Origin of the sequence: Synechococcus sp. 8F6, from assembly GCF_002252665.1 — a bacterium.
Lineage (GTDB): Bacteria > Cyanobacteriota > Cyanobacteriia > PCC-6307 > Cyanobiaceae > Cyanobium_A.
This window is the reverse complement of the sequence record NZ_NQKZ01000031.1, coordinates 1-9,150: the sequence shown is the minus strand read 5'-3', so window position 1 is coordinate 9,150 and position 9,150 is coordinate 1. Positions and strand designations below refer to the sequence as shown.

Here is a 9,150-nt window from a genome sequence, read left to right as displayed (position 1 = left end):
CTTTTGCCGAAAAAACCCTGGTTTTTCTCGTACAATCAACTGTAATGCCTCCCGTGCCGCCCATGAGTGCCTCTCGATTGGAAGTGCGCCTGCCTGACCTCCCCTCGCTCAAACAAGAAATCCTGAAGCTGACCCGTGCTTACGCCCAGGAAGCTCACCGAGCCTTCAGGCCTGGCGATGATCCTCTTCGTACCCCCTACGAACAAGGTCAGCCAATTCCTTATGCCGCCAGAGTGTTCACAGAAGACGAGGTGGAAGCGGCTGTTAGCAGCACGCTTGATTTTTGGCTGACTCTGGGTTCCGAGGGCGCCGCGATGGAGAAAGAGCTTGCGTCTTTTCTGGGAGTACGCCACAGCCTTCTGGTGAATTCAGGTTCAAGCGCCAATCTTGTGGCCATTTCGGCGCTTACATCCCACAAATTGCCAGAAGCCAGAAGGATCAAGCCCGGCGATGAGGTAATCACCGTAGCGGCTGGTTTCCCCACCACAGTGGCTCCAATCGTGCAGGTGGGGGCTGTTCCAGTGTTCATCGATGCCGATCCAATCACAGGCAATGCCCGCTGTGAGCAGTTGGAGCAGGCCTACAGCCCTGGGAAAACAAAGGCCGTGATGATGGCCCACTCTCTGGGCAATCCCTTCGACCTGGCCACTACGCTTGCTTTTTGCCGCAAATATAACCTTTGGTTGGTGGAGGATAACTGTGATGCTTTGGGCTGTAGCTACTCCATGCCGAGAGAACTTGCTGAAAGCATGGGCTTTACAGAAAACAGTCCTGGCCTACTTGAAGGGCCTGATCGTGTGGTTCGTTGGACTGGCACCCGGGGGTGACATAAGCACACAAAGCTTCTATCCACCCCATCACCTCACCATGGGTGAAGGTGGAGCAGTAAACATTGTTAGCGATCAGAAGCTCAAAGTGGTTGCCGAAAGCTTTCGCGATTGGGGGCGCGATTGCTGGTGCCCATCAGGGATTGACAATACCTGCAACAAGCGTTTCGAGTGGCAGTTGGGTGAGCTCCCTGAGGGCTACGATCATAAATACACCTACAGCCATCTAGGATTCAATCTCAAACCTCTAGACCCCCAAGCAGCAATTGGCCGTGTTCAAATCCGACGCTTGCCGGATTACATCAAAGCACGCAAGCGAAACTGGGAAATATTGCGTCGCGGCTTGGCACCCCTAGAGCATCTACTTGAGTTTGCACTTCCAACCCACGCAACTGAATGGGATACCAAGAACGGCTTTTGTTGGGATGAAACAGGTTGCCTCAGCGACTGCTCATGGTTTGGATTTAAGATTGCTGTTAAACCAGGAGCACCATTTACTCGCACAGACTTAGCGAGGGAACTTGATGCCAATCGAATTGGCAATCGAATGTTATTTGGTGGAAACCTAGTACGTCAGCCAGCATTTGTTCAGCTGCGCCATGATCGGCCTGAGGCTATGCGGCAGATAGGTGATTTATCTGATTCAGATCGAATCATGAATGACACCTTGTTCTTAGGCACCTACCCGGGTCTGTCAGAGTTTATGCTCAAAGCAGTAATAGATGTGATCACGGTCTTCTGCTTAAAGAAATAACATATCTCTTTATGAGGATCTTTCTGACTGGAGGGACTGGCTTTATCGGAAGTCATTTTCTGCAACATGCTTTGGCTAATGGTCATGATGTGTTTGCTCTTCGTCGGCCTGGTTCCGCAACAAGAATTCCTCTCCTCAGGCAACCACACTGGCTTGATGGAGCACTAACTGATGACTGGGGAGACATTCTTTCAGATTGTGATTCTTTTCTTCATTTAGCGTCATCTGGTGTTGTGTTAAATTCAAACAATTGGATCGAGTGTTTTCAGATTAACGTGATGGATTCGCTCCAGCTCTTGCAACAATCTATAAGTGCAGGCTTGAAGCGTTTTGTAATCGTTGGCTCTTGTTTTGAGTATGGCCATAGCGGAGAGAGATACGCAGCTATACCAGTATCAGCGCCGCTCGAGCCCACTACTGCTTATGGGGCTTCGAAGGCCGCAGCGACAATGGCTGCTCTTGCATTGGCTTCAGAGTATCAGCTCAATATGGTTGTCGTTCGCCCATTTCATGTTTATGGCGACGGCGAGGCATCCCAGCGCTTTTGGCCGACGCTAGTTAGCGCCGCCATGAGTGGTAATGACCTACGCATGACAAGTGGATCACAGGTTCGTGATTTTCAGCCAGTAACAGATGTGGTCCAACAATTGCTTTCTTGGTTGCAGAATTCTCAATTAAAGCCAGGGAAACCAGTGCTTGTAAACCTCGGGACAGGACGGCCGCAATCTCTTCTCGATTTTGCTCGCCAAGAGTGGGAACGACTGGGAGCTAAAGGGGAAATACTACCTGGAGCACTTGAACACCGACATGACGAAGTATGGAGATATGTCCCCATGGTAGGAACTAGCATCCACGTACCGTTTTCACCAGCCAACTGCAACGATTACACTTAGTGGACAATTCGAATTCTTCAATAGGTATTCCGGAGACTTTTGATCAAACTTCCTTAGGCATCTGGCTATATAAAGTTCTTATAATCCATTCTGCCGACAATCTCTGCACATACGCCCTTGCAGGCTCATTCGAAGATTTATCATACTTTGGCGGAACAACCTAAGACTCTGTAGCAAATTGCCTAAAAGAATGCTTGCAACCTTTGATTACTATCAATAAAGTTCAGAGCCACCTTGTCTCTTTGGTTTTGAACTAAGGTAGCGCCCCTCCGAGTGGTGTAACTCAGGAGGTCCTGTGACCCTTTCTGGAGGGTGAACAGGAGCAGTCAGAGGATGACTGCTTGGAAGCTGATTGCGCAGCTCCGTTCATCCACTATGAACCCTGATCGCTGAATTGGCAACTCAGCGATCGATGTTTTCTGTGTAGATCGAGGGAGGAGCTGGTGCGCTTTAGCTGATGTTTGCTGCCGGCTGGGCAGACAGATCTCCATCGGTGAGCTCCAGCGGCTCTTCTGGCTCCGGGATCTTGGCCATCGTCGCCTCGGAGAAGAAACGGCGGCGCTCCAGCTGCCATTCCTCCTGCTGCTCCAGCAGCTGGCTGCCCACCAACCGCACGATCGCAGCGTCATTGGGGAAGATGCCGACCACATTGGTGCGGCGTTTGATCTCCTTGTTCAGCCGCTCAAGCGGGTTGGTGCTCCAGATCTTGCGCCAGTGCTCCTGCGGGAAATGCAGGAATGCCAGTACGTCGTCGCGGGCGGCGTCCATCACGGGCACGGCTGCTGGGAACTGCTTGCGCAGCATCTCGGTGACCCGCTGCCAGTGGGAGCGCACTTGCTCAGGGGCCTGGATGACGAACACGGCCTTCATGGCGGCGGCCACCATGTCCTGGCCCGCTTTGGGCACGTGAGACAGCAGGTTGCGTAGGAAGTGCACCCGGCAGCGTTGCCAGCTACTGCCCTGGAACATCCGCCTGATCGCTGCCGTCAGCCCCAGGTGGGCGTCTGATATCACCAGCCTGGTTCCAGTCAGGCCACGCTCCTTGAGGGAGCCGAGGAACTGGCGCCAGAAGCCCTCGGCCTCGCTGTCGCCCACGGCGATGCCGAGCACCTCGCGGTAGCCGAGGGCATTGATGCCGATCGCTACCACCACGGCCCGCGAAACCACCTGCATGTTCTGCCCCAGACGGCCGTGGAGGTACGTCGCATCGAGGTAGACGTACGGGTAGCGGGCATGGTCCAACGGCCGGCACAGAAAGGCTTTCACCTGCTCGTCGAGCCCCTGGCAGATGCGGCTCACCTCTGATTTGGAGATGCCGCTGGCCCCGCCCAGGGCCTCCACCAGCGCGTCAACCTTGCGGGTGGAGATACCGCCGGTGTAGGCCTCCATCACCACGGCGTAGAGGGCCTTGTCGACCCGGCGGCGGGGTTCGAGCCAGTCGGGAAAGAAGCTGCCCTGCCTCAGCTTTGGGATGGCCAGGCTGATGTCACCCACCTGGGTGGTGAGCAGCCGCTGGCGGTAGCCGTTGCGGTGGGTGGAGCGCTGATCCGGGCAGCGCTCATGGAGCTGGGCGCCAGTGAGGGCAGAAACCTCTGCTTCCAGCAGGTCCTGAAAGCCGCGGCGCACGATCTCAGGGATGAGGGCGCCAGCGGTGGTGCCCTCCATGAGCTGAGCCAGCTCGGAGGCGCCACTATGGATATGGGTCATGGTCTGTGTTCGGTTTGGTGGTAGTGCTCCGAACAGGGTCACAGACCGGCCCACCCATTGCCACAGCTAAAGACTGAGGGAGTTGAGCCGTCAGCCCCGGCTACGCCGGGGCTGATCCCCCCGAGTTACACCACTCCATGGGACGCCGCTTCAGGACCGCGATAGGCGATCGCCGCACCCATGCTTGCTGCGATGGATTGCAGCTGATCAGGGCTTCTCGGATGGGATTGAACTATGCCGGCGATGCCACACATCAGATATTTGCTGCTGATCTTTGAGTTGAAAGTATTCCAACAGGCGCCTAGGCCGGCGGAGGCGAAGACGCCTTAGTGAGGCAGGTACGGAAGCATGCTGGGTTTCTAAGCACTTTGGAGGTGAGCCGATGCTCGTTGAATCAGCTGCAACGACCAGGTTTCAAAGGTGCGGAAATAGAAAACCGCCGCCAGCAGCGGCACCAGCACGAGCAAGAGTGCGGCTACGGCTTCCTTCTGGCCCAGGCACAGAGAAAGTCTTATAACCAGTGACTGCAAAGGGTTGTGGATTAAGTATAGGCTGTAGGAGATGCCACCCACCCAGGCGAGTGCGCGCAACCCAGGGAACTGAACATCGATCACGCTACTGAGCAGGATAAGAACTGAGAGCACCAGCAGCAGCGCGAGGCGATAAGTGAACGTGACTGCAAAGGGCCAGAACAGCAGTAGACCCGCCAGCAACAACAAGCTGACCAAAAAGAACCCACGCCGCCTAGGAGAAGCCGGCCAGGGCAGATGCGAACCAGCCAGAACTGCCACACCGCAGCCCAGCAAGAACTCCCATTGATAAGGATTGGCAAGCAGGGTGAGCGGAGTGGTGGCCTGGCCAAACTCAACGCTACGCATAGCTGAAACCCGTATTAGCGCCAGTACGGAAGGAATCAAGATCAAACTCCAGCGCCAAGCAGTCCGGCGGAAGGCTAGAGAAACCCCTAAAAGAACGTAGAAAAACAGTTCGAAACTGAGAGTCCAGGCCACAGACAGGGAGTAATTGCCCCCCCAGGTATCAAAGTGAGACTCTTGAGCCAATTGACCTGAATTGGATCTGCGGCAGCGGAGAGGCCAGGGAGCAGGGCGTATGCGGCGGCCAAGGCAAGGGCAATTGGCCAGTAGGGCAGGAAGATGCGCAGGAAACGCTTGAGCAGAAACAAGCGGACACCTTTGCCGGCATGGATCACTCGCCTGGCTGCGAGGTACACGATGAATCCGGATATCAGAAAGAACACATCCACGCCGATGGCACCATGCTGAAGCGTGGCAACTACGACTGGGTGGGATGCCAGCCAACCACCGGGGTAAAAGCCAGTGATCGACGACTGCAAATGGGTGGCGAGCACCAGCAGCGCAGCGATGCCTCGCAGGGCATCCAGGAAGTGGTTACGGGCTAAAGAAGATTTGGGTGGACTCATGATCTTCCTAACCCCCGCCACGCACAAAAGGGAGCCCGCGGCGATAACCGCAGATCCAGCATCGCTGCACATGGCACGAATCTGGGTACGGCTGAAGCGCTGCTCCCGGGGGCCTCAGCATTCGGGGGGCTTTCAGCTGTCTGCAAGAGGTGATGGTGCTGCGCATGGCCGAAGCAAACCACTGTGAATTACCAATTTTACCAAGGATCATTCAATCTTCGCCGCTACAACCCCGGGGGCCCCAGCACGCTGGCGTAGGGCAACCAGTACTGGGCGTGGGTGGCGAAGTTGATCCACACAAACTCCACGGCCACGCAAAACCCCAGCACGGCTAGCAGCAACTGGGCGGGCTTAAGGCCCAAGATCTGGGTGCCGGGCAGGCGGGAGCCCACCGCCAGCTGCAGGGGGATCACGTAGAGGGCGATCCGATCCACAGCGGCGCTGTTGGCGGGCAGCAGCACCAGGGCCACGGCGCAGCCCAGGGCGGTGAAGGCCATGGCGCGCCAGAGGCGCAGCTGCTGGGGTGTGAAGTCAAAACGCTTGGGCCAGAGCAGCAGCATGAGGCCCGGCAGCAGGTTCATGGCCACGCGGATGGCGGCACCTTCCGATTGGTATTCGGCTTCGATGTAGCCGCCCACCAGGCCCTCCACCCGGGCGACCAGAAAGGTTTGCACCAGGGCCCCGCCCACGATCAGCAGCAGCAGCAGACGCAGGGCCCGCATGGTCAGCGAGCGGCCCGGCACGGCGGGCACCACAAAGGCGAGCATCACCAGAGCCGTGGAGTGAAAAGTGGCTGCCGCCCCCATCGAAAGCAAAAAGGGTCGCAGCCGGCCCCGCTCGAGCGCCAGCAGCCCCGGCATGATCAGGCCAAGGGCCACGCCCTGGCGGCTGTAGCCCATGGCCACCACGATCACCAGATAGGGAATGGCCAGGCAGAGGGCCAGCCAAGGCCGGGGCTGGGCGCGGCAAAACAACACCAGTCCGGCCGAGAAGAGGGCGCCACTCACCAGGTTGACACCGTAGATGCCCCAGGGGTGGGAGGCAAACAGCCAGTTGAGGGCGTTGTAGCCGGGTCGCCCGCTGCCACCGCCTCCGCCAGGCTGAGGCCCTCGGCCCGGGTGAGATAGGGGATGTAGTTGCCCCAATCGCCACCCACCTCATGGCGCAGGCCGATGAACAGGGTGAGGGCGATGCCGATCAGCCAGGCCTGCCAGGTGGGCCAGGGGCGGCGCGGACCTTGAACGCAAGCCCAGAGGGGCAACAGCAACAGCAGCCAGTAGGGAATCATGACCACAACCCAGCACAACCGAAGTCCATCACAGTTGCCCCTTAGCCGAAATTGCGAGAGTCAAAAAATGCCATGAAGCCTACAAAGCATAGCCATAGCTTGCGCAAAAACAGCAGGAAAATCGGGTATAATCCGATGATGAACCTTGAAACAGGCAGCCTGATCCATCCGCTGCGGGGCTTTGGCGGGGTGCCTCTGGCGCGGGAGACGCTGGATGAGGCGCTGAGCGGCTACCGACGCCCCAACGACAAAGTGAGTGAATGGTTGCGGGAAGGGGCCCTGCAACCACTGCGGCGCGGCCTCTACATCGCTGGTTCGCCACTGCAATCCAATCCGGTTTGCCTGCCGCTGCTGGCCAACCATCTCTATGGCCCCTCCTGCGTGTCGCTGGATTTCGCCCTGGCCTGGCATGGGCTGATTCCCGAGGGGGTGGCCGAGGTGACCTCGGTGACCCCGAGACCAAGCCGCAGGTTCAGCAATGCGCTGGGGCGATTCAGCTATCACCACTTGCCCCAGCGCTACTACGCGGTGGGGCTGGAGCTGGGCCAGGGGGGAGATGGTCTCAGCTTCCTCATAGCCAGCCCGACCAAGGCGCTGTGTGATCGGCTGGTGTTGAGCCGTGGACTGCCGCCCCTGTCGAGTGGGGCCATGCGGCAGTGGCTGTTGGAGGATCTGCGACTGGATCCTGACGAGCTCGCGGCGCTGAACCTCACCGATATCCGCGCCTGCCTGACTACCGGCTTCAGGCGCAGGCAACTGGGCAAATTACTGAAGGTGCTTGAAGCGTTGCAGCGGGAGGTCACAGCGTGAATGAGATCAAACCGTGAACAGGGTTGTGGAACAGATGCTGCAGCGCTCTTTACAAGTCAGCACGGGGATTGACAGCACGGCCGAGAGGAGCCAGGCGCTGCGGGAGGTAATGCAGGAGATCGCGCTGGCGGGGCTTTATCGGCGGGGCTTTTTTGGCAAGGCTGCCTTTTACGGAGGCACATGCCTGCGGATCTTTCACCAGTTGCCGCGTTTTTCTGAAGATCTGGATTTCTCACTGCTGCAGAGCGATCCCAGCTTTTCTTTGGCTCCCTACCTGCGAGGGCTTGAACAGGAGTTTGCCGCCCTGGGTCTCAGCGTGCAGGTGAATGTGAAGACCAAAACAACTCAGAGCGCTATCGTCTCAGCCTTTCTGAAAACAACCACCACCGTCGTACAGCTTGCCATCGACGGGAAAAAGATGCTCAAGATTAAACTGGAAGTGGATACTGATCCACCGCTGGGTTTCAACACAGAGGAACAGCTCTTATTGCAGCCCTATTCTTTTTATGTGAAGTGTTTCTGCCTGCCCGATCTGTTCGCCGGCAAGCTGCATGCCGTGCTGTTTCGGCAGTGGCAGCAACGGGTGAAGGGGCGAGACTGGTTCGATCTAGAGTGGTATGTGCGCCAAGGGATTCCTCTGCATCTGGACCATCTTGCCGCACGGGCACGCCAGAGCGGCCATTGGCCAGCAGATCAACCATTCACAGTCAAAGCATTGCAGGCATCATTGGCTGAACGCATCCACCACCTGGATGTGAGCAATGCTCGGATTGACATTGAGCGGTTTATCGCTGATCCAGAACCGCTTGCGATTTGGTCTCAGGATTACTTCGCTCAGCTTGTGCAACGGATCAAGATCATCTGAGCCAGCCCTGCCAACCATCACCCCCATTGCTCCAGCCAGGCCTGCCACATCAGCACGGTCCAGAGTTTGGTGGTGTGGTCGTAGCGACCGGAGAGGTGCTGCTGCCAGAGCTGGCTGATGGGTTCTGGGCGCAGGTAGCCCTCGCGCTGGAGGCGGTCGGGGTGGAGCAGCTCAGCGGCCCAGGGGCGCAGGGGGCCGCGCAGCCACTGGCCGATCGGGATGGCAAAACCGGCTTTGGGACGCTCGATCAGCTCACGGGGCACATGCTGATAAAGCAGCTGGCGCAGGGCCCACTTGCTGGTGCCGGCTCGGATCTTCATGGCCATCGGCAGGCGCCAGGCCACAGCCGCCACCCGGTGATCGAGGAAGGGAGAACGGGTTTCCAGACCCACGGCCATGGCAGCGCGATCCACCTTCACGAGGATGTCGTCTGGCAGGTAGGAGAGCGCATCCCCGGTAACTGCCAGAAAAGATGACGCCCTTGCTGCTGATCAGGCAGCCACGACAAACGTAGCGGGTTGGTGTTGGATTTCCGGTGTTGGCGGATTGATCCAGACCACTTCTG

General features: G+C 57.8%; 11 protein-coding genes. 5 read left to right on the top strand and 6 right to left on the bottom strand.

Features of this window, described 5'->3' with window-relative positions; translation table 11 throughout:
* From CJZ78_RS14725 to CJZ78_RS12910, 3 genes are all read left to right on the top strand, one after another.
* The coding region (locus CJZ78_RS14725; protein ID WP_255373991.1) for a DegT/DnrJ/EryC1/StrS family aminotransferase at nucleotides 1-827 on the top strand (827 nt) is incomplete at its 5' end.
* A gap of 40 nt (nucleotides 828-867) precedes the next feature.
* Nucleotides 868-1,581: a DegT/DnrJ/EryC1/StrS family aminotransferase gene (locus tag CJZ78_RS14720; RefSeq protein ID WP_255373990.1), complete on the top strand. Its 714-nt coding sequence runs from the start codon at nucleotides 868-870 to the stop codon at nucleotides 1,579-1,581.
* Nucleotides 1,582-1,592: 11 nt separating this feature from the next.
* On the top strand, nucleotides 1,593-2,474 hold the full coding sequence (locus tag CJZ78_RS12910) for an NAD(P)-dependent oxidoreductase (protein ID WP_094561719.1): 882 nt from the start codon (nucleotides 1,593-1,595) through the stop codon (nucleotides 2,472-2,474).
* Between the two features lie 450 nt (nucleotides 2,475-2,924).
* Here the strand turns inward: CJZ78_RS12910 and CJZ78_RS12905 are convergent, their stop codons facing one another.
* The 5 genes from CJZ78_RS12905 to CJZ78_RS14525 form a co-directional block, all read right to left on the bottom strand.
* Nucleotides 2,925-4,181, bottom strand: a complete 1,257-nt coding sequence (locus CJZ78_RS12905; RefSeq protein WP_255373989.1) for an IS256 family transposase — start codon at nucleotides 4,179-4,181, stop codon at nucleotides 2,925-2,927.
* Between the two features lie 359 nt (nucleotides 4,182-4,540).
* The gene (locus CJZ78_RS14715; protein WP_158217090.1) at nucleotides 4,541-5,191 is read right to left on the bottom strand and encodes an acyltransferase; all 651 of its coding nucleotides are present in this window, start codon (nucleotides 5,189-5,191) and stop codon (nucleotides 4,541-4,543) included.
* A complete protein-coding gene (locus tag CJZ78_RS14710) occupies nucleotides 5,146-5,622 on the bottom strand; it encodes an acyltransferase (RefSeq protein ID WP_158217089.1) in 477 nt (158 codons plus the stop codon). The genes CJZ78_RS14715 and CJZ78_RS14710 overlap by 46 nt, the downstream gene beginning before the upstream one ends.
* A 224-nt stretch (nucleotides 5,623-5,846) precedes the next feature.
* The gene (locus CJZ78_RS12890) at nucleotides 5,847-6,647 is read right to left on the bottom strand and encodes an EpsG family protein (protein WP_233128796.1); all 801 of its coding nucleotides are present in this window, start codon (nucleotides 6,645-6,647) and stop codon (nucleotides 5,847-5,849) included.
* Nucleotides 6,626-6,910 carry an EpsG family protein gene (locus CJZ78_RS14525; protein WP_233128794.1) on the bottom strand — a complete coding sequence of 95 codons (285 nt, stop codon included), beginning with the start codon at nucleotides 6,908-6,910 and terminating at the stop codon, nucleotides 6,626-6,628. The genes CJZ78_RS12890 and CJZ78_RS14525 overlap by 22 nt, the downstream gene beginning before the upstream one ends.
* Nucleotides 6,911-7,048: 138 nt before the next feature.
* Between CJZ78_RS14525 and CJZ78_RS12885 the strand changes: the two genes are divergently transcribed.
* On the top strand, nucleotides 7,049-7,720 hold the full coding sequence (locus tag CJZ78_RS12885; protein WP_094561716.1) for a hypothetical protein: 672 nt from the start codon (nucleotides 7,049-7,051) through the stop codon (nucleotides 7,718-7,720).
* A gap of 34 nt (nucleotides 7,721-7,754) precedes the next feature.
* Nucleotides 7,755-8,585, top strand: a complete 831-nt coding sequence (locus CJZ78_RS12880) for a nucleotidyl transferase AbiEii/AbiGii toxin family protein (protein ID WP_233128795.1) — start codon at nucleotides 7,755-7,757, stop codon at nucleotides 8,583-8,585.
* Nucleotides 8,586-8,602: 17 nt separating this feature from the next.
* Here the strand turns inward: CJZ78_RS12880 and CJZ78_RS12875 are convergent, their stop codons facing one another.
* Complete coding sequence (locus CJZ78_RS12875) at nucleotides 8,603-9,052, bottom strand: asparagine synthase C-terminal domain-containing protein (protein WP_094561714.1); 450 nt, start codon at nucleotides 9,050-9,052, stop codon at nucleotides 8,603-8,605.
* Between the last annotated feature and the right edge of the window lie 98 nt (nucleotides 9,053-9,150).

Coding starts and splice junctions, on each gene's coding strand:
- CJZ78_RS14525 (WP_233128794.1), bottom strand. CDS start 6,910: ATGATTCCCTACTGGCTGCTGTTGCTGTTGCCCCTCTGGGCTTGCGTT.
- CJZ78_RS12880 (WP_233128795.1), top strand. CDS start 7,755: ATGCTGCAGCGCTCTTTACAAGTCAGCACGGGGATTGACAGCACGGCC.
- CJZ78_RS12885 (WP_094561716.1), top strand. CDS start 7,049: ATGAACCTTGAAACAGGCAGCCTGATCCATCCGCTGCGGGGCTTTGGC.
- CJZ78_RS12905 (WP_255373989.1), bottom strand. CDS start 4,181: ATGACCCATATCCATAGTGGCGCCTCCGAGCTGGCTCAGCTCATGGAG.
- CJZ78_RS14710 (WP_158217089.1), bottom strand. CDS start 5,622: ATGAGTCCACCCAAATCTTCTTTAGCCCGTAACCACTTCCTGGATGCC.
- CJZ78_RS12910 (WP_094561719.1), top strand. CDS start 1,593: ATGAGGATCTTTCTGACTGGAGGGACTGGCTTTATCGGAAGTCATTTT.
- CJZ78_RS14720 (WP_255373990.1), top strand. CDS start 868: ATGGGTGAAGGTGGAGCAGTAAACATTGTTAGCGATCAGAAGCTCAAA.